The organism is Actinopolyspora biskrensis, assembly GCF_013408175.1.
Classification (GTDB): Bacteria; Actinomycetota; Actinomycetes; order Mycobacteriales; family Pseudonocardiaceae; genus Actinopolyspora; species Actinopolyspora biskrensis.
Genome location: NZ_JACBYW010000001.1, coordinates 819,267 through 844,680 on the forward strand (window position 1 = coordinate 819,267; position 25,414 = coordinate 844,680).

Here is a 25,414-nt window from a genome sequence, read left to right on the forward strand (position 1 = left end):
GCATAAAGACTCCTAAATCGCAGCGATGACGCCAAAACAATTCATACACTGCACGACGCCGGCCGTCGGCGCAACCCTGTCCTTGATCATTCGCTGGTGGTGCGGGTCGGGCTCGCCCTTCATGACTGATGATCTTCATTTCCGTTCTTGAAGGGGGACGGACGTGGTCGGGTAACCGACGGCGCGACGACCGGACAGGGTAGTTCCATCGGCACCCATCTGGTCGATGACAGCAGCGATCGACAATGGTGTCCTGGGAGCAGGAATGGCACTCCTGGCAGCGACCAAGCTTGATGTGAGAGCCGCAAGATCCCTACTGGAAACCGCGCCGGCGTCCACACCACGATCGTGTGTCGTCGCAGTTCAGCGCCTGCTCACCGCCACTTTGATCTTCCGTTTGCGTTCGCCGCGGACGATCCTGGCGACGGTGTGCAGCGCTATCAGCAATGATCAAGGAGAACGATGCGAGACGGACATTCCCTCGTTGACAGCCGCACAAGCGCATGTTCAACTCAGCTGGACACTGCGGAACGCAGGAGACGCTCGCAAGAGAGCAAGGGCTCAGGGGTCGGCTCGGGGATTCCATGGATCACGAAGACAGTCATGTCCGGCGAGAATTGTGGCACAGAATTTCGTGGGGCATCCGCGCACCGTTTGAGGAATGTCGTCCAACGGACTCGTCAGGCTCGGCAGGCTGCGGTGGTCCAGCAGACAAGCGAATTAACAGCATTATCTTCCTGCCGGCCTCAGCTTGCCGTCCCGCAGCCGGATCCGGAATACGATGAATTCTGACTGCAGTCTTTATCTCCTTGTGACAGCGTATGAAGCCCGAGAAGACAGGCTCACCGACATCCACGCGCTCCCGAAGGAACGCGGATCGGCTCGGCTCGCGCTACGCGGGCGCCCGATAGCCGGGGAAGTGACAGTCTGCCCGAGAACCGGAAAGGTCGGCGAGTCCGAGCCGCGTCGGCAGTCAGCCCAGCAGGGACTTCCTACATGATCCCGCTCTCTCACGCGCAGCGGCGCCTGTGGTTTCTGAGCCAGGTGGAAGGTCCGAGCGGAACGTGGAACATGCCGTTCGCTCACCGGCTGCGCGGCCCGCTTGACCAGGATGCCCTATACGCGGCCGTCGACGATGTGCAACGCCGCCACGAGGTGCTGCGCACAGTGGTTGTCGGAGACGACGAGCCACACCAGATGATCGTGGCTGAGGAACGGGCGACGGTACCCTGGGACGTCCGGTCCGTATCGCCTGAGGACGTGCTCAACGTGCTGGGCGAGGAATACCGGAGACCTTTCGACCTCGCGACCGAGTTCCCGATCCGCGCCTCGCTGTTCCGTCTCGGCCCCGACGATCACGTCCTGTTGGTCATGACCCACCACATCGCTTGCGACGGCTGGTCGATGGTGCCGTTGGCGGCGGACCTCGCCACGGCGTACGACGCTCGCCTGAAGAGGCTGGCACCGGCGTGGGATCCCTTACCGGTCCAATACGCCGATTACGCGCTGTGGCAGCGGGAGCTGTTGGGCGACGCTTATGACGAGAAAAGCATCCTCGCGCGACAGTCGCGCTTCTGGCAACAGGAGCTCGCTGGGGTTCCCGAGGCCGTGTCACTGCCGTTCGACCGTCCTCGTCCGTCCGAGTCGTCCCGACAAACGGCGTTCCTGGAGATCGACATCGGCGCCGATGTGCATCGCCAGTTGAACACCCTGATACGCGACACCGGAGCCAGTCTTTTCATGCTGCTGCACAGCGGTCTCGTCGCGTTGGTGTCCCTCTTGGGGGGTGACACGGACATCTGCGTGGGCGCTCCGGTCGCCGGCCGCACGGACGAGGACCTGGACGGGCTCATCGGCTTCTTCGTCAACACTCTGGTGCTGCGTACCGACGTCTCGGGCCATCCGTCCTTTTATCAGCTCGTCGACCAGGTCCGTCAGAAGACCATCTCGGCCTACGACCATCAGGATATTCCGTTCGAGTACCTGGTCGAGATCCTGAGCCCGCAACGTTCGCTCGCGCACGCCCCCCTGTTCCAGATCATGCTGATCCTTCAGAACGAGCCGGCGACCGATATGGAGCTCGCGCATCTTGACGTCGAGCCCGTCCGGGTCGCAGCTTCGGCCGGTAACTCGGCATTCGACCTCAGCTTCAGCCTCTGGGAGCGGCGCGGCGAGGACAGGCCGTTGGGACTCTACGGTTTCATCGAGTACTCCACCGACCTCTTCGATCGGACCTCCGTCGAGTACCTAGCCGAACGATGGGTACGGCTGCTGGACATCGCGAGCCGGACACCGTCGTTGCCGATTACCCGGATCGACGTGCGCACCGTCGCTGAGTGCGCGGATCCGGTGGTGTCCTCCGAGGCTCGACGTCGACCTGCGGCGACGCTCCCCGAACTGTTCCAGCAACGGGTTCACAGCAGCGCCGGGGCCCCCGCCGTGGTGACCGGCGCATCGACCACGACGTATGGCGAACTGGAGGACAGGGCGAACCGGCTCGCCCACTTGCTGATCTCCCGGGGAGTTGGGCCCGAGGACGTCGTAGGCATCGCCATACCACGCTCAGTCGATCTCATCGTCGCCGTCCTCGCGACGGCGAAGGCCGGTGCAGCCTTCCTGCCGTTGGACGTCGTCTATCCCGTTGCGCGGATCCGCTTCATGCTCGGCGACGCCCGACCGGCGATCCTCCTGCAGACGCAGGTCACCGCCGAGATAGTGGACGTCGCGACACCCCCCCGGCTAACGATCGATGCGCCCGACATCGTCGCCGAGCTGACCCGCAGGTCCGCGGAGGCCCCCCGGGACACCGATCGACACAGCCCATTGCTCCCGCTGCACGCGGCGTACCTGACCTACACGTCCGGCTCGACCGGAGCGCCCAAGGCCGTGGTCACACCCCACGCTGGCCTCGCCCCGCTGGTTTCGTCGCAACGCGCGCGGCTGGACGTCAGCACCGACAGCCGAATCCTTCAGTTCTTCTCGCCCAGCTTCGACGGGTCGGTGTGGGAGCTGTGCATGGCGCTGCTGGTTGGCGGGGCCGTCGTCCTCGCCGAGCCGGAAGAATTGGTGCCTGGGCCCCTGTTGGGGCGGGTCGCCACCGCCATGCGCATCACGCACGTGACGCTTCCACCGCTCGCGCTCAGCGCCATCCCGGTCGACGTCGGTCTGCCACCTGGGACGACGGTGATGCTCGTGGGAGAGGCCGCGCCGCCGCACGTCATCTCGCAGTGGTCCGGTCACCAGCGCGTGATCAACGTGTACGGGCCCACCGAATGCACGATGATCGCGACGATCAGCGACCCGATCACAGCCGGAGCCGACGACACACCGCCCTTGGGCGATCCGGTCGCCGGTACGCAGCTGCTCGTCCTCGGCCGCGGTCTGCAACCGGTACCGCCTGGCGTCGTCGGCGAGCTATACATCACTGGTTCGGGTGTGGGGCGTGGCTACGCGAGCCAGTTCGCCCTGACCGCGCAACGCTTCGTCGCGTGCCCGTACGGCCCACCGGGTAGCCGTATGTACCGCACCGGGGACCTCGTCCGACGCACCGCGCAAGGTCATTTGGAGTTCGTGGGACGGGCGGATCAGCAGGTCAAGATCCGCGGCTACCGCGTCGAGACCGGCGAGGTGGAGGCGGTTCTGGCCGACAACCCCGCCGTAGCCCAAGTGGCAGTCGTTCCCCAGATCGACAGCATGGGCACCAACCGCCTGATCGCTTATGTCGTGGTCGAGGATGGCGCCGAGAACGAACCGAATCTGCGCGACTTCGCGCGGGAGCGGCTACCGGACTACATGCTGCCAGCGGGTGTCGTTTTCCTCGACAGCCTGCCTACGACCCCCAACGGCAAGCTCGACCGCGCGGCGCTGCCCGGGCCAACGTTCCAGACGGATCATTCCGGTGCGCTCCCCGCGACCCCACGGGAGAGGATCCTCGCCGAGCTCTTCGCCGAGCTGCTCGGCCTGCCCGAGGTCGGGGTGCGCGACAACTTCTTCGAGCTCGGCGGGCACTCGATGCTGGCCCTCCGCCTGATAAACAGGGTCCGCGCGACGCTGGGTACCGAGCTGACGTTGAGCGCGCTGTTCCAGGCGCCCACTGTGGCCGATCTCGTCCGGAGAATGAGCACGGACGACCGCGACACGACCTTGGACGTGGTCGTACCGCTCAGGGAGGGCGGAGCGGCGACGCCCCTGTTCTGCTTCCATCCCGCCGGTGGTCTCAGCTGGTCCTACGCCGGTCTCCTGCGCCATCTCGACGCAGCTCATCCGATCTACGGCGTTCAGGCGCGAGGCCTCGCTCGTGATGAGCCGATGCCGTCGACGATCACCGAGATGGCGGCCGACTACGTCGACCAGCTCCGCCGCCTCCAGCCGACCGGTCCCTACTGCTTGCTCGGCTGGTCCTTCGGAGCCGTCGTCGCGCACGCCGTGGCTACGCAGCTGCAGGAGGAGGGCGAGGACATCGCCCTCCTCGCGCTCCTCGACGGCTACCCCGGATGGGCGCCAGCAGCGTCCGGCGCCGACGACACACCGCAGCGTCTCCTCGCTGACCTGCTGCAGCTATTCGGCTGGGAAGCAGCCGAGCTGGACACCGACGACCTCACCCCGGCCACAGCGGTTGAGATCCTACGTCGGCGCGACGGCCTGACTGCGGCGATCGACGAGGAACGCATCCTCGCCATCACCCGCATCATGAGCCGCAGCGGTGCGCTGCTGCGCGAGTTCACACCGAGGACGTTCCGCGGCGACGTCGTCGTGTTCGCCGCCTCGAAGGGGCAGCCCGCCGACGTGCCGTCGCCGGAAGCGTGGGGTGACTACGTGCACGGCCACCTCGCAGTGCACTACCTCGACTGCACGCACGAGCAGATGACGAGTTCAGCATCGCTGGCCACCGTCGCGCAGGTTCTCGCACCCCGGCTAAAGGGGTCCGGCGGGTGCGAGCGGTGACGGTGTCCGCGTTGACCATGTAGGTGACGGCGACGGGAGAGCAGTGAGATGAATCCGTTTGAGGATCCCGACGGGCAGTACTACGCCCTGGTCAACGACGAGGGGCAGTACTCCCTGTGGCCGGCGTTCGTTGACATTCCCGCAGGCTGGCTAGTTAGCCACGGCCCTGATGTACGCGACGCCTGTCTCGCGCACATCTCTGAGTACTGGACGGACATGCGCCCGAAGAGCCTCGTCGACGCCATGGAGAACCGGGACCACTCAGATCCGGGACGGTCATAGGGCCGTTTCTCCGCGACATCGTGGAAGGATGTTCAGATGAGCCCCGACCGGCGAGCGAGTGCCAGCGTCCATCCTCTGTCGGCCGCGCAGGAAAGCATCTGGTACAGCCATTTGCTCGACGAGCAGAAGAACGTCTGCAACTTTTACGCCTACCTCGACATCCGTGGGCCCATCGAGCCCCGACTGCTGATCGCCGCGATCCGTCAGACGGTGTCCGAGGTGGACGCTCTCAGAACCGTGTTCGTAGACGTCGACGGCACCGTGCAGCAGAAGATCCTGCCGGTCGTGGAACCGGCGATCGACGTTGTCGACCTCCGCTGCCATGCCGACCCACACGACGCGGCGTTCGAATGGATGGAGAAACGACGACGCGCTCCCTTCGACATGTCGGGATCCCCGCCGATGGACTACGCCCTCCTGCAGCTGGCGGACGAGTCCTGGTATTTCTACCTCTGCTACCACCACATCGTGGCCGACGGCATCGCGATGACGGCGATCCTGGAACGCATTGGTGTCCTCTACTCTGCCTCGGTCTCGGGACGATCGGCGCCGCCCGCACCATTCGGAGGACTCGCCGACCATCTCGACGAGGACCGCGAGTACCAAAGCTCATCGAGCTCCGCCGATTCGGCGGCGTGGTGGCGGGGGCGGATGTATGGAACTCCTGCGCCGACTCACCTTTCCGGCCGGGCGCTGTCGGTACGCGGGACACGACGGCGCACCGTTGCCCTGTCGTCCAAGGTGTTCGATGGGTTCAGGCGGGCGGCCGAGAGTGCCGGAACGAGCTGGTTCCAGCTACTGGCTGGGGCAATCGCGGCGTATGCAGGATGGGTGCGCGACGAGTCCGAGGTCATGCTTAGCCTGGTAGTAAGCGGGCGTGGTACGCCGACCGCGCGGCGAGTGCCGACCACGACCGCGAACGTGCTGCCGTTGCGCCTGGATGCCGCACGCAACGCGACCTGGGCCGAATTGGCGACCGGTATGGCGGCCGAGGTGCGCAGACTGATCCAGCACCAGCGCTATCGGGGTGAATACGTACGACGCGACCACCTCCGCCGGACACCCGACCCGTACTTCGGTCCGCTCTTGATCAAGAGTCCGTTCCCGGAGGAGATCTTCTTCGGCGACAGCCCGGCCACGTTCCACCAGATGTGGGTACCTGCCTACGACATGGCGGTCGTTAGCCAGCAGACGGCGGGAGGGCGCCTTCTTGTCGACCTCCACGGGAACGTCGACTTATACGACGACCGCGACCTAGAGAGTCATCGGGATCGCCTGCTCACACTGCTGAGCCACATCGCAGAATCCGGCGCTCGCACGACACTTGTCGACGTTGATCTCGTCGGTAGCGCGACGCGCGAGTGCATCGTCGGCTGGTCACGACCCGAGCCGGATATCGGCCCGAGGACCGCCACGTTGCCGGAGCTGTTCGCCGAGCAGGTCGCGCGTGACCCCGGCGCGACGGCGCTGGTCCACGAGGGCCGGAGCTGGACGTACGGTGAGCTGAACGCCTGGTCGAACCGTCTTGCTTGGCACCTCCGCGAGCACGGAGCCGGTCCCGAGCAACGCGTGGCTCTTCGACTGGGCCGTTCACCCCTGTTGGTCGTCGCCGTCCTGGGGGTCACCAAGACGGGCGCTGCCTACGTGCCGGTGGATCCGGACTACCCGCAGGACCGGATCGACCTCGTGCTGGCCGATGCGCAGGCGATGATGGTCCTCGACGAGGAGGTCGTCGGCGATGTCCAGCTCGACCGGTACCCCGCGGTCGACCTGTCTCCTGGCGTCGACCCCTCGAATGTGGCCTATGTGATTTACACATCCGGGTCGACCGGCCGCCCCAAGGGCGTCGAGATCACACACCGGAACGTCACGCGGCTGATGGCGTCGACCCGACGGCTCTTCACGTTCGGCGCCGACGACGCCTGGACGTGGTTTCACTCGGCATCGTTTGACTTCTCGGTGTGGGAGATGTGGGGGGCTTTCACGCATGGCGCACGGCTCGTCGCCGTGCCGCGGGAGGTGACCCGTGACCCGGAGCGCTTCCTGTCACTTATCCGAGATCAGCGCATCAGCGTCCTTAGCATCACGCCGTCGATGTTCGGGCACATGGCAGCGCTCGATGCGGCACACCACAGCGGCATCGGTGCGTCTTTGCGTACCGTTGTGTTCGGCGGAGAGGCGTTCGACCGGTCGGCAATGCGCGCTTGGTACTCCCGACACGCCGAGGAACCGATGTCCTACGCAAACATGTATGGCATCACGGAGTGTACGGTCCACGTGACGCTGTCTTGGGTCGACCCTGCGGAGCCATCGGCTGATGGCAACGCGGTGCCCGTGGGCGGGCCGTTGCCCGGCTGGGGCACGTTCGTGCTGGACGGTGAGCTGCGGTTGGTGCCACCGGGCATCGTCGGTGAGCTCTACGTTGCAGGCGCCGGTGTGGCTCGCGGGTACGCGAACCGTCCGGATCTCACGGCGGAACGCTTTGTGGCCTGTCCGTTCGGACCTGCGGGAACACGAATGTACCGGACAGGCGACCTGGTGCGGTGGGACGTCGACGGCAGGTTGTCTTTCGTGGGCCGGGCCGACGAGCAGGTAAAGGTACGGGGTTTCCGGATCGAGCCAGGTGAGATCGAGTCGGTGCTGCACGGATATCCCGGTGTGAGCCGGACGATCGTCCGGCCGCACGAGGACGATTCGGGTGAGCGCCGCCTCATCGCCTACGTCGTCGCCGGACCCGACGTCGAGGGAAACAGCGTCCGCCACTGGCTTGCCCAGCGCCTTCCCGAGTACATGGTGCCTGCGGCGGTCGTCGTCCGCGAGGCCTTCGCCCTAACAGCCAACGGCAAGATCGACAGCAGCGAGCTGCCGCCTCCCGAATACCCGACCAACGCCAGCGGTCACCCGCCCCGCACACCACGAGAAGAGCTGCTCTGCGGGCTGTTCCGCAACGTGCTGGGCGTGACGGTGGTATCCGTCGACGACAGCTTCTTCGACCTCAGGGGCCACTCGCTGCTCGTCACGCGGCTGATCAGCAGGATCCGCGCCGACATCGGCGTCGAGCTGTCCATGCAGGCCGTGTTCGATGCGCCAACCGTCGCCGGCCTGGCCAAGCGAATAGCTCAGTCCGAGGGACAGGTGCGCCCACTGTTGCGCCCCAAGCCGCGCCCGGACGCGCCGCCGGCGTCGTTCGGACAGCGTCGACTGTGGTTTGCGCATGCATTGGACGACGGGTCCTTCACCTACAACATCCCCGTGTCCTGGCGGCTACACGGGATGCTGGACGTTCCGGCGCTCCGCGGCGCCGTCGAGGACCTGCTCGGGCGCCACGAATCGCTCCGGACGCTGTTCGTCGAGGTGGGCGGGGAACCCTGCCAGCGGATCCTCGACCTGGCAGACGTCGAGCTTCCCTGGTCGCAGCGTCAAGTGCGCGATGATGACCTCGAGACCGTGCTGCTGAGCGAGGCCCGTCGTCCGTTCGACCTCACCGTGGACGTGCCCATCCGGGTCTGCCTCGTCGAGCTCGACCCCGAGACACACGTGATGCTCGTCGTGCTGCACCACATCGCGGGCGATGGGTGGTCGATGGACCCGCTGGCCCGCGATCTGGGAGCCGCCTATCGCGCCCGCAGCACCGGAGCCGAACCGTCCTGGGCGCCGCTACCGGCCCAGTACGCTGACTACGCGATGTGGCAACACGCGTTGCTGGGGGATCGGGAGAACCCGGAGAGTCTCTACCGGCGGCAGATCGCGTATTGGGTCGACGAGTTGCGGGGGCTGCCCGACGTGGTCGAGCTACCGTTCGACCGCCCGCGCACGGCGGCGACGTCCAGTGCCGGGGACGTCGTCGCGTTTGAGATCGACGCCGACCTCCACGCCGCGCTCCTGCGGGTCGCCGGCGACCAGTCGGCGACGCTGGCCATGGCGCTACACGCGGGACTCGCCGTCCTGCTGACCCGGCTCGGCGCGGGGACCGACATCGCCGTCGGCTCACCCGTCGCCGGCCGCATGGATCACGCTCTCGAGGACATGATCGGGTTTTTCGTCAACGTCTTGGTGTTGCGTGCCGACACTTCGGGCGATCCGACCTTCGTCGAAATACTGCGGCGTGTGCGTCGCAAGAGCCTCGGCGCGTACGAGCACCAGGACATTCCCTTTGACCACCTGGTTGAAGTCCTCAACCCTTCCCGCTCGGCCGCACGGCACCCGCTCGTCCAGGTCACGCTCGCGCTCCAGAGCGAGGTCACCCCCCTCCAGCTGGACGGGCTGTCATCGCGACCGGAACGCGTCGACCCTGGGGTCTCCCACTTCGACTTGGCCCTGAACCTCACCGAGAAGACAACGTCGGCCGGATCACCCGCGGGCATCGAGGCCGCGGCCGTCTACTCCACGGACCTATTCGACCGCACCACGATCGTCGAGTTCGTTGAGCGCTGGACACGGGTGCTCAAGGAGCTCGTAGCCGATCCCGGAACTCGCATCGACCGGGTCGATGTTCTGCTGCCGGGCGAAGCAGAGCGGGTACTCGACTGGTCGGGGCCGGGGCGAGCCAGGAGTGCTGTCACCCTCGTCGAAACATTCCGCGAGACCGTGGCGGAACATGGCTTGGCGACGGCCCTCGCCTTCGAAGGACGTCGATGGACCTTCCGCGAGCTCGACGCGTGGTCTGACCGAATTGCGCACCACTTGGCCCGGCGCGGCGTCGGTCCGGAACGGCGTGTCGCCGTCGTGCTGGAGCGCTCGCCGCTGCTCGTCGCGACGATCCTCGGCATCGTGAAGCTCGGTGCCGCCTACGTGCCGATCGATCCGGGCTATCCTGCCGAACGCCGCAAGTTCATGATCGACGACACCGCTGCGGTCGTTACCCTGGACGCCGAATGGGTTCAGCATCGCCTGGACGACCTCCCGCTCGACGAATCGCAACCGTTCCCGACACCCGATGCCCGCCATGCCGCGTGCGTTCTCTACACATCGGGCTCAACAGGAAAGCCCAAGGGCGTGGAAGTCACGCAGGAGAACGTCCTTGACCTCGCGAGCGACTCCTGCTGGGGCTCGGAACACCGCCGAATCCTTGCGCACGCGCCGCAGACATTCGATCCGATGACCTACGAGGTCTGGGTGCCGTTGCTCAGTGGCGGTACGGTCGTCGTGAGCCCACCTGGCCGCCCCGACATCGCGGCGCTCGCCCGGAGCATCGTGCACGGCGAGGTCACCGGCCTCTGCCTCACGGCCGGGCTGTTCGCCGCCATCGCGGAGAACCACCCCGGCTGCCTCGCGTCCGTCGAGTCCGTGTGGACCGGTGGCGACGTCGTGACGGCCGAACCGTTCCGGCAGATCCTGCACGGCAGTCCGGGCACCGCAGTCGTGAACAGCTACGGGCCTACGGAGACCACGACGTTCTCGACCTACCAGGCCTTGAAGCCAGCCGACGTCGAGGCCGATCCGGTGACGATGGGCCGACCGATGGACGGTACGCGGACATTCGTGCTGGACGAGTGTTTGCGGTTGGTGCCGCGGGGTGTGGTGGGCGAATTGTATGTAGCTGGTAGTGGTGTTGCGCGTGGGTATGTGGGGCGTGCGGGGCTGACTGCTGAACGTTTCGTGGCGTGTCCGTTCGGGCCGCGTGGGGCTCGGATGTACCGGACGGGTGATCTGGTTCGGTGGGGTGCTGGTGGATCTCTGTATTTCGTGGGGCGTGTTGATGATCAGGTGAAGGTGCGGGGCTTCCGTGTTGAGCCAGGTGAGATCGAGTCGGTGCTACGTGAGCATCCCGATGTGGGGCAGGCCGTGGTCGTCGCCCGGGACGATCACAGCGGTGATCGACGGGTGGTGGGTTATGTGACGCCGGTCCGAGATGGTCTCGACGGTGCAGAGCTCCGGCGCTGGGTGGCGGGGCGAGTTCCCGATCACATGGTACCGGCGGCCGTCGTGGTGGTCGGCGAGCTGCCGTTGACGGCGAACGGCAAGGTCGACCGCCGCGCTCTACCAGCCCCGGACTATCGTTCAGCCCCGGGTGGTCGTGAGCCACGGAACCCCCGCGAAGAGCTGCTGTGTGGGTTGTTCTCCGAGATCCTGGGTGTTTCGCCGATATCGATCGACGACGACTTCTTCGATCGTGGCGGACATTCGCTGCTGGTGATCCGACTGATCAGCCGGATGCGGTCAGTGCTGGGAGCAGAGATCCCGGTGCAGACCGTGTTCGACGTACCCACCGTCGCCGAGCTCGCGGAGCGTTCGAGTCGTTCCGGAGCCCGAGTCCGACGACCGTTCGCGGCTCAGCCGCGCCCCGAGGCCGTGCCCCTATCGTTCGGTCAGCGCCGGCTGTGGTTCGTGAACCGGATGGAGAGCGGATCCCCGCTCTACAACACCCCATTGGCCTGGCGGGTGTCGGGCACGCTCGACGTCGCGGCCCTGAGACAGGCGTTCACCGACGTCCTGGCACGTCACGAATCACTGCGAACGATTGTCGACGAGGTGGACGGCGAGCCTTACCAGCACATCGTCGATGTCACCCGTGCGCGGGTACCGTGGACGCAGCAGAGGGTGGCGGACGACGAGGTCGCCGACGCGCTGCTGGGCGCCACCCGGCACGCATTCGACCTGACCACCGAGCTCCCGATCCGCGTGTCGCTGTTCCGCGTGCGCGACGACGAGTTTGTCCTGCTGGTGCTGCTGCACCACATCGCCGGTGATGGCTGGTCAGTGGGACCGTTGACCCGTGACCTCACTGTGGCGTACGCGGCTCGCCAGGCTGGCACGGTGCCCTCCTGGAAGCCGCTACCGGCTCAGTACGCCGACTACGCCGTGTGGCAACGTGAGCTGCTGTCCGATCGGAGCGACACCGACAGCCTGTACTACAGGCAGGTCGCCTACTGGCTCGCGGAGCTGCAGGACGCGCCGGAGAGCGTGTCATTGCCCTCCGACAGACCCCGTCCGGCCGTCTCCTCCTACTTCGGCGACGTCCTGCGGATCGAGATCGAGCCGGAACTGCATGCAGGATTGTCGCGCATTGCGCGAGAGAACGGCGCGACCACATCGATGGTGCTGCACGCGGCATTGGCAGTGCTAATGACGAGGCTGGGCGCGGGGAACGACATCACGATCGGTTCGCCCATCGCCGGACGGGTCGACGAAGCACTTGAGGACGTGATCGGGTTCTTCGTCAACTTCTGGGTGCTCCGCACGGACACCTCGGGCGATCCGGCCTTCGTCGAAATACTGCGGCGTGTGCGTCGCAAGAGCCTCGGCGCGTACGACCACCAGGATGTCCCCTTCGACCATCTCGTGGAGCTGTTGAACCCCCCTCGCTCAATGGCTCGCCATCCGGTGTTCCAGGTCGCGCTCGCATTGCAGAACGACGTCACCGACACGCTCCAGCTCTCGGGCCTTGACGTGCGGACAGAGCCCGTGTCGATCGACACTTCACCGCTCGACCTCACCCTCAGCCTGACCGAGAACCACACCGCGGCAGGTAATCCCGCGGGCATCACTGGTTCTGCCGTGTACTCCACCGATCTGTTTGACGCGACGACCGTCGAAACCATGGTGGCACGCTGGAAGCAGGTCCTGGCGCAGGTCGTCGCAGAGCCCGCTAGACCTGTCGGACTGCTGGATGTCTTCGTGCCCGGCGAGGATGCCGAGTTGCTCAGGTGGTCGGAATCGGCATTCGGCCCAGCCAGCTCGACCACGTCGATCGCCGCTCTTTTCGCTGATGCTGTTACGCGAAACCCGGGAGCCACGGCAATGACCTTCCGGGGCTGCGAATGGAGTTACGGTGAGCTGAACGCTTGGTCGAACAGAATCGCGCACCGGCTCATCGAAGACGGAGCGCGAGCTGAGCAGCGTGTCGCTCTGATCCTGGAGCGGTCCCCCCTGCTGGTGGCAGCCGTTCTCGGGGTCTCCAAGACCGGCGCCGCCTACGTGCCGGTCGACCCCGACTATCCCGACGAGCGCACTGCGTTCATTCTCGGTGACAGCAAACCAGTCATCACGATTGACGATACTTGGGCACTCGATCTCGAGCGATACCCGACGAGCGATCCGGTCTCGGACCCCAGCGGTGCTTACAATGTCGCCTACGTGATTTACACGTCCGGATCGACTGGAACACCGAAGGGCACCGAGGTCACGAACCACGGGATCGGTTCCCTCTCTGCGGCGCAGGTTCGTGCGGCAGGCCTCGGTGCGCAGAGCCGGGTGCTCCAGGCGTCGTCACCGGGCTTTGATTCGATGGTCGCCGAGCTGGCGATGACGTTCCGTGCTGGCGCGACCCTGGTCATCCCGACCGCGGAAGAACTGGCCGGCGACGGTTTGGCGTCAATTCTGTCACTGGAGGCGGTCACCCACGTCACGCTGCCCCCTTCCGTGCTAGCCACGGTCGACGAGAGGGAGAAGTACGAGCAGTTTTCCGATCTGGCGACCCTCATCGTGGCCGGCGAAGCCTTGTCGTCCGCGCTAGCCGCGCGATGGGCGGCCGGTCGGCGCCTGTTGAATGCATACGGCCCCACCGAGGCGACAGTCTGCACGACGATCGACGTGGTGTCACGGAAATCGGACATATCGATCGGGCGGCCGATCGACGGTGCGCAGGCTTTCGTGCTGGACGAGTGTTTGCGGTTGGTGCCGCGGGGTGTGGTGGGCGAATTGTATGTAGCTGGTAGTGGTGTTGCGCGTGGGTATGTGGGGCGTGCGGGGCTGACTGCTGAACGTTTCGTGGCGTGTCCGTTCGGGCCGCGTGGGGCTCGGATGTACCGGACGGGTGATCTGGTTCGGTGGGGTGCTGGTGGATCTCTGTATTTCGTGGGGCGTGTTGATGATCAGGTGAAGGTGCGGGGCTTCCGTGTTGAGCCAGGTGAGATCGAGTCGGTGCTACGTGAGCATCCCGATGTGGGGCAGGCCGTGGTCGTCGCCCGGGACGATCACAGCGGTGATCGACGGGTGGTGGGTTATGTGACGCCGGTCCGAGATGGTCTCGACGGTGCAGAGCTCCGGCGCTGGGTGGCGGGGCGAGTTCCCGATCACATGGTACCGGCGGCCGTCGTGGTGGTCGGCGAGCTGCCGTTGACGGCGAACGGCAAGGTCGACCGCCGCGCTCTACCAGCCCCGGACTACGATTCGACGCGGACCGGACGTGGCCCGCGCAATGAGCGGGAACAGGTGTTGTGCGCACTGTTCGCCGAGGTGCTGGGCCTGTCTGCTGTGTCGATCGACGACGACTTCTTCGATCGTGGCGGACATTCGCTGCTTGCGACTCGGCTGATCAGTCGGATCCGGTCGGCCCTCAAGGTGGAGGTCCTGATCAGGACGGTGTTCGAGGCGCCGACCGTCGCTGAACTAGCGGCGCACATAGACAACGCGGCGATGGCTCGGCCCAAGCTACGACGAATGCGATGAATAGAACAGTGGCGGTCGAACCTCACTGGGCAGGCCGTGACGAGACGATTGACCTTGATGGCGGTCCGTCGCCGTCGGGAGACATGTGCATGCAGGTCGGTACCAATGTCGGGAGTGAAAATCGATGGTCGTCGCTTATCCATTCAACAAGACCGGCACCTTGGACCTCGACGAGGCGTACTACGAGGCGCAGAAGCAGCCGGGTCTCGTTCGTGTGCAGATGCCTTACGGCGAACCGGCATGGCTGGTCACGAGGTACGAAGACGCCCGCTTCGTGTTGGGAGACAAGCGGTTTAGTAATGCGGAGACGGCCAACCACGATGCGCCGAGGATCCGAGCGGAGATGGAACCGGGCGGAATCAACTCGATGGATCCGCCGGATCACACCCGTCTCCGCACGCTCGCGGCCAAGGCGTTTACCAAGCGCCGGGCGGAGGAGCTGCGTCCCCGGGTCCGCGAGATCGCGACGGGGCTGGTCAACGACATGGTTACCGCGGGGCCACCCGTCGACCTGGTTGACTGCTTCGCGCTGTCGTTGCCTATCTCGGTGATCTGCGAGCTGATGGGCGTGCCCCTCGAGGACCGCCCGAAGTTTCGGGTGTGGACCGACGGTGCGCTGTCGACGTCACGCCTGCCGCGCGGGGAACTGATGGCCAATTGGGAGGACCTACGGGGATACATGCGGGACCTGGTCATCGACCACCGGACCGCCCCTAGGGACGACCTGATCACGGCACTGATCGAGGCCCGCGACGAGCAGGACCGGCTGTCGGAGGACGAGCTGGTCGAATTGTGCGTCACCCTCTTGATAGCCGGTCATGAGACCACCTCGAGCCAGATTCCGAACTTCGTCCTCACACTGCTGGACCACCCCGAGGTTATGGCTCAGCTGCGCTCGGACCCCACGCTGATTCCCGGGGCGGTGGAGGAGCTGCTGCGATTCGTCCCGATGGCCATCGCCGCCATGTTCCCGCGGTACGCGAAGGAGGACGTGCAGGTGGGTACCACCCTCGTACGCGGGGGCGAGCCGGTGCTCGTGGCCATCGACGCCGCCAATCACGACAGCCTTCGCTTCCCGGACCCCGACACCTTGAAGGTCGACGCGCCACCCAACCAGCACCTCGGCTTCGGGCACGGCATGCACCACTGCGCCGGTGCTGCGCTGGCGCGGGTAGAGCTCCAAGAGGCGCTGAGGGCGCTGTTGCTGGGTCTGCCCCGCCTGCACCTCGCGGATGACGTCGAATGGAAAAAGGAGATGATGATCCGCAGTCCCCAGACAATGCCCGTCGGATGGTAGCCGTTCTCGCCGGTGGCGGTCAGGGTCCGGAGACGGTTGGCCCCTGGACGGGCGGAACCTTGTCGTCCCGGACATTGCCTGCGCAGTGGGCTGACCATCGGGCTACGCCGCGCTGGCGCCAGCGATGACGAGAGCGTCGACCAATGCTGCTGGAAGCGCGGCTCCCACACCTTGCAGCCATACTGAATCAACAGGGTGCATTGACGGATCCCTCGGGTAGTGTTGTAAGAATACTGTGGGACGCGCTTATCCGGTGGAGCGTGTCCGGTGTCTCCGTTCTGTGGACCCCACCGAGCCTTCTGTTTACCCGCAGCGGAGTGCTCAGGATGAATGATCCCGCCCGTTCAGCACGGACCGGCTGTTGCCGCGTTCACTTCTGGATCCAGAGCCGTCTGGAGCCCAGAGCCGTCTGGAGCGCTGCGCCGCTCTGACCGAGTACATCGCCAGCGTCCACCATCGGCTCACAGCGGCATTCCTGGGCCGCGACGGCTACCGCCATGTCTGACTGGACATGGCGCTGCGGATGTCCGGGCGGGACGAGTGCAGGCTGAACATCATCAACGTATCACCGCATCGACACATCTCTCGGCGCAACATTGCCGAATCCCTGGCGTCCCCTACTCTGGTGCGGTACGTTTCAGGGTGTGCGTGAAACGGATTTGCATGGCGCTGGACGAGCAGCGCTTGACGTCGTGACGACCTTCTTGTCAACGGCGCCGCAGCAAGTCCCGGAAACATTAAATCGCCTGAAGAAGCATTCGATTGACCCATTGCTCCACGAACGTGCTCCATGCGTGATTTCGTGGTGACCTGTCAGGTTTCGAGGATGCCGTTGATACCTTTTAATCATTGTCGCAGATCTATTTCCGTCCGCTGGTGCGCACCGCAGCCCGCGGCCGTCTGCAGCTATTGAAGCGCATTCAGGGAGGTCGGCCATGAATTTACCCGGCGCCACAGAAACGATGCGGTACCGGGCTTACGGCCCTCGCCATTTGAGCGAGATAGCCAGCCGCTTCTCGCTGGACGCTGAATTCTTGCGCAACGCTCAACTGGTCTGCCGCGTAATTCCTTTCCGTGTCAACGAATACGTCTTGTCGGAGATGATCGACTGGGACGCTGTGCCGGACGATCCGATGTTCCAGATGCTCTTCCCGCAACCAGGAATGCTGTCGGACGCAGACGTCCAGCGGCTCGAGGAGGCAGTAGCCGACGGGAAGCGGGCCGAACGCGACACAGTACGGCAGATTCAGGCGCGACTCAACCCTCATCCCTCCGGTCAGCGGGAGTTCAATGTTCCTCTGCTGGGAGGCGAGTCGACCTCGGGACTACAACACAAGTATCGCGAGACGATCTTGTATTTCCCGCAGCAGGGTCAGACGTGTCATGCGTACTGCACCTACTGCTTCCGCTGGGCTCAGTTCGTCGGCGACTCAGAAATCCGCTTCGCCGCGGTAGAACCATCGCAGCTCGTCGCATATCTCGCAGATCATCCCGAGGTCGAGGATGTCCTCGTCACCGGTGGCGACCCTATGATGATGAGCACCGAGAGGCTCAGGGAGCACATCGAGCCACTCCTGAGCGTGCCCACAGTGCGATGTATCCGAATAGGTACCAAAGCGCTCGCTTACTGGCCGTACCGTTTTGTAGACGACGAGGACGCCGACGACCTCCTGCGCCTGTTCGAGCGGGTGATCGACTCGGGTCGGAACCTGGCGGTCATGGCCCATGTCAGTCATGGCCGTGAGTTGGGTACCGATGTGGTGCGCGAAGCGGTTTCGCGTCTCCGCGCGACCGGCGCGTTGATCTTCTGCCAGGCACCACTCGTCGCTCGGGTCAACGACGCCCCGTCAGTATGGAGCGATATGTGGCGTGCTCAACTCGCCATGGGCGCACTGCCCTACTACATGTTCGTCGAGCGAGATACGGGGCCGCATGACTATTTTAAGGTACCACTGTCCGATGCGGTAGCAATCTTTCAGACGGCCTATTCGAGTCTTCCCGGTCTCGCACGTACCGTACGTGGTCCGGTCATGTCGACGACGCCAGGCAAGATCGTGATCGATGGCGTAGAGCAGTCGCCTGACGGCCGCTTCTTTCGGATGAGGTTCCTCCAGGCCAGGAATGCCGGCCTTGTGGGCAGGCCTTTCCGCGCCCCCTTCTCGGAGCACGCTTCCTGGCTGAGCGAGATAGGACCGCTGACGGCCGACACACCGGACGACATCGCGAAGGCCGTCCGAAGCGCTGGAGAGTCGCAGTGACCACGCGTCCCGTTTCACCCAACCTCGCGCTCGATGAGGTCGTCGCGCAGAGGCGCGCGAGGGGCGAAACGATCGCTCACTTCGGCTTCGGAGAATCACGCCTTCCGGTCTTCCCGCAACTGGCTCTCAGACTCGCCGCTGGCGTTCACCGCAGCGCTTACGGCCCGGTGGCTGGTGATCCGACAGTCCGCGCCGCCGTGGCGGGCTACTTCGGTCGCCGCCGAGTCCCCACCGAACCCGACCAGGTGGTCCTGGCACCGGGCAGTAAAGCATTGCTGCTGGCTTTGCAAATCGTCGTACCAGGTCACGTAGTGTTGCCCCGACCGAGTTGGGTTACCTACGCGCCGCAAGCCCGTCTCGCCCGCAAGCCGGTCCACGTGGTGCCGATCGCGACAGATCACGGCGGGGTGCCGGATCCGGCCCTGCTCCGGCGCGCCGTCGCCGGGGCCCAGGGACAAGGCTTGATCGTACTCACCATTCCCGACAACCCAACGGGTACGACGGCCTCACCCGAGCTCGTCCGCCGGATCTGCGCGATCGCGGAGGAGAAGGACCTGCTGATCGTCAGCGACGAGATCTACCGCGACCTGCGGCATCATCCCGACGTGCCTTTCCTCAGCCCAGCCGAAGTCGCTCCGGAGCGGACCGTGGTGCTCACGGGGTTGAGTAAGAGCATGGCCCTCGGCGGGTGGCGGATCGGCGCGGCGAGGTTTCCCGCCGCCGGACGCTGGCGGTCGTTGCGCGATGCGGTCCTATCGATTGCCAGTGAGATGTGGTCGGCGCTGGCGGGCCCCATGCAGGAGGTCGCCGAGTACGCTTTCTCCGAGCCACCGGAGCTGCGAACGCGAGTGGCGGAAGACGCGAGGCTGCATGCCGCAGTCGCAAGCGCAGTACATCGGTTGCTGATCGAAGCCGGCGCGACCAACAGCCGGCCGACCGGCGGGTTTTATTGTTACCCCGATTTCGAGAGCCTCCGTGCACCGATGGCTGACCTCGGCATCAGGAACTCGGCTCAGCTGCAACAACACCTGTTGGAGGAACACGGAGTCGCGGTCCTGTCGGGTCACCATTTCGGTGATGATTCCCAGGCACTGAGGTTTCGTGTCGCTACCAGCATGGTCTACGGCGACAGCGAAGAGGAACAGATGCAAGCTTTGCAGAGTCGCGACCCCGCTGGCCTGCCCCATATCCGGAGACAGCTGGACACGCTCGCCGCTGCTCTGGCCAATTTGAGCGGGCGGTGGCGCCGACCTTGAAGTCGGACGGCGCGCGAATGGCTGCGAGCAGCGTTCACCGTCGCGATGTCCGGTCGGGCTGTGGTGCTTTGTGGACGGTGGCCGCTGCGATGTTGGTATGGCCAGCCAGGCGGAGAGTGCCGATGGCGGGTTGCGCGGACTGGCCATCGTGCGGGGCATGGTCGTGCGCCACGGCAAACAGCTCGCGGACATCACGTCGACGTCCGGACGTGGTCTAGGCAGTGTTCGGTGATCTTGTGGTGAGCTCGTGGAGGCAGGTGCGTATGCTGGCCACGGTCGGCTGCCCTGGTAGGTGCAGTCGCGTTTGTCGTAGCGAGTGGCCGCGGAACGGCATTGCTTGTGCTTGTTTCGGACTGTCCGAAGTGGCGCACCTTGCCGACCTCGACCAGCTCGCACACCGCCCCGGCAACCGCCCACGACGACCCGAGCGGAAAGCGCCGGTGAGTTCCCGCCGCACCTCGCGGAGTCCTGAGCACGGGGAGCGGAAGGCGTCTCCGGGGCGTGGACGGACCCGCATCAGACAATCAGACATCCTGATGAATTGAGTCTCGAGGCGAGTTGTTCCATCCGGAGCGGAGCGCGCCCGGGGCGGGTGACACGATGACCCGCGTGACCGACCACGCCGAGGACGACGACGGCCCCGGCGCGTCCGATGCCGACGCGCCGTTGACGCTGTACCTGGTCAAGCGGCTCGAGATGGTCGTGCGGGCGCTCATGGACGACGCGCTGCGCCCGCACGGCCTGACCACGCTGCAGTACACCGCGCTGACCGTGCTGGAACGGCGCGGGGAACTGTCCTCGGCCCAGCTCGCGCGGCGCTCGTTCGTGACTCCGCAGACCATGCACGAGATGGTGCGGTGGTTGGAGCGGCGCGAGCTGGTGCACCGCAGGCGCGACGAGACCAACCGCCGCGTGCTGCTGATCGGCCTGACCCGGCGCGGCAACGAGCTCGTGACCGCCTGCGCTCCCCTGATCGACGCTCTCGAGCAGCGCGTGCTCGACTCGATGAACCCGGGCGAGCGCATGGTGTTCCGGGAGTGTCTCGAGCGCGGCCACGCCGCGCTGACTCCTCTCGTGGACCGCGGTTCCGGATCGGGGGGACCCGCCGCCGCGGAGTCCTGAGGCGCCCGCGTCCCGGCCGGCGGCGCAGCCCGAATGGAGTATTGCGGCGTTCCTTTTCCTCTGTGCACTATCAGGGAACCTGATCAATTCGCTGCTGTCGCAGCGGGGTGCTCGGCCCGCGGGCCCGCCCCGTCCGCTTCCCCGCACGAGGAGCCGCCCTGTGACCACCGCGCACGAATCCGCCACGGACCGGTACGAGACCGTCACGATCGAGGTCGACGACTCCGGGATCGGCTGGCTCGCGTTCGACCGGCCCGCCAAGCGCAACGCGATGAACCCGACGCTCAACCGCGAGATGACCCTGGCGCTGGAACGGCTCGAGGCCGACGAGCGGGTCCGCGTGGTGGTGCTGACCGGGAACGGCCAGGCCTGGTCGGCCGGTATGGACCTCAAGGAGTACTTCCGCGAGGTCGAGCAGGCCCCGCCGCACGTGGAGAACCGGGCCCGCCGGGAGAGCGCGGAGTGGCAGTGGCGACGCCTGATCCACTTCGCCAAGCCCACCGTCGCCATGGTCAACGGGTGGTGCTTCGGCGGCGCCTTCACCCCGCTGGTGTGCTGCGACCTGGCCATCGCCGACGAGGACGCGACGTTCGGGCTGTCCGAGGTCAACTGGGGCATCCCGCCCGGAGGGCTCGTCTCCCGCGCGCTGGCCGAGACCGTGCCCTCGCGGGACGCGCTGTGGTTCATCATGACCGGCGAGACCTTCGACGGCCGCCGCGCGGAGCGGATGCGCCTGGTCAACGAGGCCGTGCCCGCCGAGCGGCTGCGCACGCGCACCGTGGAGGTGGCCACCCGACTGGCGGGGCTGAACACCCACGTGCTGCGCGCGGCCAAGGTCGGCTTCAAGAAGGTCCAGCAGCTCTCCTGGGACCAGGCCGAGGACTACCTCTACGCCAAGCTCGACGCCGCCACCGGTCACGATCCGGAGCAGGGCAAGCAGCAGGGTCTCACGCGGTTCCTGGACGAGAAGAGCTACCGGCCGGGGCTCGGCGCCCACGGGCACGAGGCGTAGCCGCGAGCGCCCCGGAACAGCCCCGCGATCGTGCCGCGGCGGCAGCGCGCACGGGAGGCCGCCGCGGCGGGAGAGGTGAGACAGGCATGCGCAACCAGGGACTGGGCTCCTGGCCTGCCCGACGCGCTCGCAGCACTCCGGACAGCATCGCCACGGTCCACCGGGGCCGCACCCGGACCTACGGTGAGTTGTGCGGACGCGTCCACGCGCTGGCCAACGGGCTGCACGGCCGCGGACTCGGCCGCGGTGACCGGATCGCCTACCTCGGCCCGAACCACCCGGCGCTGCTGGAGACGCTGTTCGCCGCCGGGGTGCTCGGTGCCGTCTTCGTCCCGCTGAACACCAGGCTGGCCACGGACGAGCTCGCGTTCGTGCTGGACGAGTCCGGCGCCGGAGTGCTCGTCCACGACCGGCGGCACACCGACACCGCCCGCGCGCTGCGGGAGCGCTTCCCCCGGCTGAAGCTGGTCGCCGTGGCCGACGACGCGGCGCTCGCCGACGGTTTCGAGGCCCTGATCGCGGCCGCTCCGGCCGAGCCGCGCGACGAACCCGTCGCCGCCGAGGACACGGCGCTCATCCTCTACACGTCCGGCACCACCGGGCGGCCGAAGGGGGCCCGGATCAGCCACGGCAACGCCGTGTGGAACGCGCTCAACGTGGTGGTGGACGTCGACCTCACCAGTACCGAGGTCACCCTGCTCAACGCTCCGCTGTTCCACAGCGCGACGCTGGGGATGACCTGTCTGCCCACTCTGCTCAAGGGCGGGACGGTCGTGCTGGCGGAGACGTTCGACGTCGAGGCCACCTTCGACCTCATCGAGCAGCGGCGGATCACGCTGGCTTTCGGGGTTCCGACCATGTTCGACGCGTTGAGCCGTTCTCCACGCTGGTCCGAGGCCGACCTGTCGAGCCTGCGATTCCTGCTGTGCGGCGGGGCGCCGGTTCCCGAGGAACTCATCCGGCGCTACAGCGAACGGGGGTTGGCCTTCATGCAGGGCTACGGCATGACCGAGGCCTCGCCCGGGGTGCTGCTGCTGAGCGCCGCCGACAGCACGGACCGGATCGGCTACGCGGGAAAGCCCGCGTTCTTCAGCGACGTCCGTCTGGAGCGGACGGACGGGACGGTGCCCGCGGTCGGCGAACCCGGCGAGGTGCTCGTCGCGGGGCCCAACGTCGTGGACGGCTACTGGCGGCGGCCCGCGGAGACCGCCGACTCCTTCACCGAGGACGGCTGGTTCCGCTCCGGCGATGTGGCCACCGTCGACGAAGACGGGTTTCACCGCATCGTGGACCGGATCAAGGACATGTTCGTCTCCGGCGGGGAGAACGTCTACCCGGCCGAGGTGGAGGCGGTGCTGCACGAGCATTCCGCGGTCGCGGACGCGGCCGTGGTCGGTGTGCCCGATCCCACGTGGGGCGAGGTGGGCAAGGCCGTTGTCGTCGTCCACCCCGGCGGGCGGGCCGATACCACCGAGCTCGGCGAGTTCCTCGCGGAGCGGCTCGGCAAGTACAAGGTCCCCAGGAGCATCGGCCTGGTCGACGAGCTGCCGCGCGGTGCCACCGGCAAGGTGGACAAGGCCGCGCTCCGGCGGGAGCACACGTGAGGGCGGGCTGCTCGCGGGGCTGCCGGTGGGTGCCGGAGCCGTTGGAACCGCCGGGTGGCCGCACACCCGCCGGAACCGGGTCCGACGCCGCCGCGTTCGAGTACGTCCGGCCCGCGGCACGCGCGGGTGCGGACCGCGTTCGGCGCTCGGGCAGCGCTCATCGGGTCGGTTCGTAGCTCAGGTGCGTCGCGGTCGAGGACGCCCGCACGGAGCGCTGCACGAGTCGGTGCGGCGTGCGGTGGCGCAGCAGCGGAGCACCGTTGTGCGAGCGGGCGTCGTCGGCCGGGGCCGTCGAGTCCCGCACCGGTGAGCACGACTCACCAGTGCCGACTCCCGGTCCGCCGCGGCTCCTCGATCCGCTCCCGGTTCGGGTGAGCGCGGGGGGTGCGGGTATGCTGCTGTGACGATCTTCGCGGCGTGTGTGGTCTACCTGCGCACACGTGTTCTCGTCTTCTCCGCACGTCCGAACCCCGGCCGACAGGGCGGCGGCCTCATCGTGCGCCGAAAGCGGTGGTTGGCGCGGGCGTGCCGCGGGCTTCGGCGCCGCCGCGCCGAGGTAGCCGCCGATTCCACCAGCAATCCGACCGGAAATCATCAGTCGAACATCGCGGTCGTAGCACGGTCATCGGCACCGTGGAGCGACAGCGCGGAAAGGATGTGGCCAGTGAGCCTTCGTTTCGAGGAACTCGATTGGCGCGCGACGCCACTCGGTCTGATCAGCCTGCGTCGTCGCCGGGACCGCTCGCTGGACCAGGACGTGTACGAGATCAAGCTGGACGAGGAGTTCCTCATGTCCAGCCTGTTCACCGTGGCGGAGATCGAGCTCGCGCGGCTCGGGCTCGCCGCCTCGTCCGCCGCCGATCTCGATGTCGTCGTCGGCGGGCTCGGACTCGGTTACACCGCGCACGCCGCTCTCGAGGATCCGCGGGTGCGTTCGCTGCACGTGGTGGAGTCCCTCGGTGAGGTCATCGAGTGGCACCGTCGCGGTCTGCTGCCGCTGGGGGCGGAGCTGACCTCGGACCCGCGGGTCCGTCCGGTGCACGGGGACTTCTTCGCGATGGCCGGTTCCGACGCGGGCTTCGACCCCGAGGTGCCGCAGCGGCGCTTCCACGCCGTCCTGCTCGACATCGATCATTCGCCGACGCACGTGCTGGACCCGAGCCACGCCTGGCTCTACGAGGTCGAAGGCCTGCGTCGGCTCGCCGGGCACCTCCATCCGGGCGGAGTGTTCGCGCTGTGGTCGGACGATCCGCCGCAGGAGGAGGTCATCGCGGCCCTGGCGGAGGTGTTCGCCGTGGTGCGGGCGCACGTCGTCACGTTCGACAACCCCTACACCCGTGGCACGTCCAGCAACACCGTCTACACGGCCGTGCTGGAAAGCACCGAGGCGGACCGCGCCTGAGGACGAGCGCCCGTCTCCGCTTCGCCGCGAGTCTCCGGCTGTGTCCGGATTCGGGGTGGTCTCGCCGGCCGGTGGGTGGTTCCGTGTGAGGCGGGGCGTCGACCGCGTCGGTCCCGCCGCGGCGCGTCATGGGAGGGGAGTGGACCTTGCGTACGACCACCAACGCCGGTGTGCGCCGGTTCTTCGACAAAGTCGCCGACCGTTACGACCGTCAGATCGGCATGTGCGAGCGGTTTCTGTTTCCCGGTGGTCGGCGGTGGGCCGTCGGTCACGCTCGTGGCCGGGTCGTCGAGATCGCGGTGGGCACCGGGTTGAACCTGCCGTTGTATCCGGAGGACGTCACCGTCGTCGGGGTCGAGCTGTCCGAGCGGATGCTGTGGCTGGCGCGGGAGCGCGTCGTCACCGAGGCGCTCGCCGATCGGGTCGAGCTGTACCAGGGGGACGTTCAGGAGCTGGACCTCCCGGAAGCCAGTGCTGACACCGTGGTGTCGACCTTCACGATCTGCACCATCCCGGATCCGGTCGCCGCGCTGCGCGAGGCTCACCGCGTGCTGCGTCCCGGGGGACGTTGTGTGCTGGTCGAGCACGGGCCGTCGGACAACGCGGTCGTGCGCGCGGGGATGCGGATGGCCGAGCACGGGACCACTCGTTTCCTGGCCGACCATCTCACGCGTGATCCGGTTGAGTTGCTGGAGCAGGCGGGGTTCCGGGTCGCTTCCGTGTCGCGGGCCAAGGCCGGTGTCGCCTTCCACGTGCTCGCCGATCGGCCGTGACGGCGTGGTGCTCCTGCGGTGCTCGTGTGCCGGTGGTTTCTCGAGGGCGCATCGGATCCCGAGCGGCGCAACCG

General features: G+C 66.6%; 12 protein-coding genes. All 12 read left to right on the top strand.

Annotated elements, in window-relative coordinates; translation table 11 throughout:
• The first annotated feature begins 996 nt into the window (after window positions 1–996).
• The 12 genes from FHR84_RS03565 to FHR84_RS03615 all read left to right on the top strand — a co-directional run bounded on the left by FHR84_RS03565 (window position 997) and on the right by FHR84_RS03615 (window position 25,340).
• On the top strand, window positions 997–4,944 hold the full coding sequence (locus tag FHR84_RS03565; protein ID WP_179533957.1) for a non-ribosomal peptide synthetase: 3,948 nt from the start codon (window positions 997–999) through the stop codon (window positions 4,942–4,944).
• A gap of 48 nt (window positions 4,945–4,992) precedes the next feature.
• Window positions 4,993–5,226: an MbtH family protein gene (locus FHR84_RS03570; RefSeq protein ID WP_179533958.1), complete on the top strand. Its 234-nt coding sequence runs from the start codon at window positions 4,993–4,995 to the stop codon at window positions 5,224–5,226.
• A gap of 36 nt (window positions 5,227–5,262) precedes the next feature.
• Window positions 5,263–14,616: a non-ribosomal peptide synthetase gene (locus FHR84_RS03575; RefSeq protein WP_179533959.1), complete on the top strand. Its 9,354-nt coding sequence runs from the start codon at window positions 5,263–5,265 to the stop codon at window positions 14,614–14,616.
• A gap of 124 nt (window positions 14,617–14,740) precedes the next feature.
• A complete protein-coding gene (locus FHR84_RS03580) occupies window positions 14,741–15,913 on the top strand; it encodes a cytochrome P450 (protein ID WP_179533960.1) in 1,173 nt (390 codons plus the stop codon).
• A gap of 935 nt (window positions 15,914–16,848) precedes the next feature.
• A complete protein-coding gene (locus FHR84_RS03585; RefSeq protein WP_179533961.1) occupies window positions 16,849–18,171 on the top strand; it encodes a KamA family radical SAM protein in 1,323 nt (440 codons plus the stop codon).
• The gene (locus FHR84_RS03590) at window positions 18,168–19,427 is read left to right on the top strand and encodes an aminotransferase class I/II-fold pyridoxal phosphate-dependent enzyme (protein ID WP_179533962.1); all 1,260 of its coding nucleotides are present in this window, start codon (window positions 18,168–18,170) and stop codon (window positions 19,425–19,427) included. The genes FHR84_RS03585 and FHR84_RS03590 overlap by 4 nt, the downstream gene beginning before the upstream one ends.
• Before the next feature lie 97 nt (window positions 19,428–19,524).
• A complete protein-coding gene (locus tag FHR84_RS22735) occupies window positions 19,525–19,659 on the top strand; it encodes a hypothetical protein (RefSeq protein ID WP_281361184.1) in 135 nt (44 codons plus the stop codon).
• Window positions 19,660–20,027: 368 nt separating this feature from the next.
• On the top strand, window positions 20,028–20,549 hold the full coding sequence (locus FHR84_RS03595; protein ID WP_179533963.1) for a MarR family winged helix-turn-helix transcriptional regulator: 522 nt from the start codon (window positions 20,028–20,030) through the stop codon (window positions 20,547–20,549).
• Between the two features lie 160 nt (window positions 20,550–20,709).
• Window positions 20,710–21,561 carry a p-hydroxycinnamoyl CoA hydratase/lyase gene (locus FHR84_RS03600; RefSeq protein ID WP_179533964.1) on the top strand — a complete coding sequence of 284 codons (852 nt, stop codon included), beginning with the start codon at window positions 20,710–20,712 and terminating at the stop codon, window positions 21,559–21,561.
• 86 nt (window positions 21,562–21,647) lie between these two features.
• Window positions 21,648–23,165: an acyl-CoA synthetase gene (locus tag FHR84_RS03605; protein WP_179533965.1), complete on the top strand. Its 1,518-nt coding sequence runs from the start codon at window positions 21,648–21,650 to the stop codon at window positions 23,163–23,165.
• Window positions 23,166–23,829: 664 nt separating this feature from the next.
• Window positions 23,830–24,567: a polyamine aminopropyltransferase gene (locus tag FHR84_RS03610; RefSeq protein ID WP_179533966.1), complete on the top strand. Its 738-nt coding sequence runs from the start codon at window positions 23,830–23,832 to the stop codon at window positions 24,565–24,567.
• Window positions 24,568–24,713: 146 nt separating this feature from the next.
• The gene (locus FHR84_RS03615) at window positions 24,714–25,340 is read left to right on the top strand and encodes a class I SAM-dependent methyltransferase (protein ID WP_218861924.1); all 627 of its coding nucleotides are present in this window, start codon (window positions 24,714–24,716) and stop codon (window positions 25,338–25,340) included.
• The last annotated feature ends 74 nt before the right edge of the window (window positions 25,341–25,414 follow it).

Excerpts from the sequence above, each read along its gene's own strand:
- FHR84_RS03595 (WP_179533963.1), top strand. The coding sequence starts at position 20,028 with ATGACCCGCGTGACCGACCACGCCGAGGACGACGACGGCCCCGGCGCG.
- FHR84_RS03565 (WP_179533957.1), top strand. The coding sequence starts at position 997 with ATGATCCCGCTCTCTCACGCGCAGCGGCGCCTGTGGTTTCTGAGCCAG.
- FHR84_RS03585 (WP_179533961.1), top strand. The coding sequence starts at position 16,849 with ATGAATTTACCCGGCGCCACAGAAACGATGCGGTACCGGGCTTACGGC.
- FHR84_RS03580 (WP_179533960.1), top strand. The coding sequence starts at position 14,741 with ATGGTCGTCGCTTATCCATTCAACAAGACCGGCACCTTGGACCTCGAC.
- FHR84_RS03570 (WP_179533958.1), top strand. The coding sequence starts at position 4,993 with ATGAATCCGTTTGAGGATCCCGACGGGCAGTACTACGCCCTGGTCAAC.
- FHR84_RS22735 (WP_281361184.1), top strand. The coding sequence starts at position 19,525 with ATGGCCAGCCAGGCGGAGAGTGCCGATGGCGGGTTGCGCGGACTGGCC.
- FHR84_RS03575 (WP_179533959.1), top strand. The coding sequence starts at position 5,263 with ATGAGCCCCGACCGGCGAGCGAGTGCCAGCGTCCATCCTCTGTCGGCC.
- FHR84_RS03605 (WP_179533965.1), top strand. The coding sequence starts at position 21,648 with ATGCGCAACCAGGGACTGGGCTCCTGGCCTGCCCGACGCGCTCGCAGC.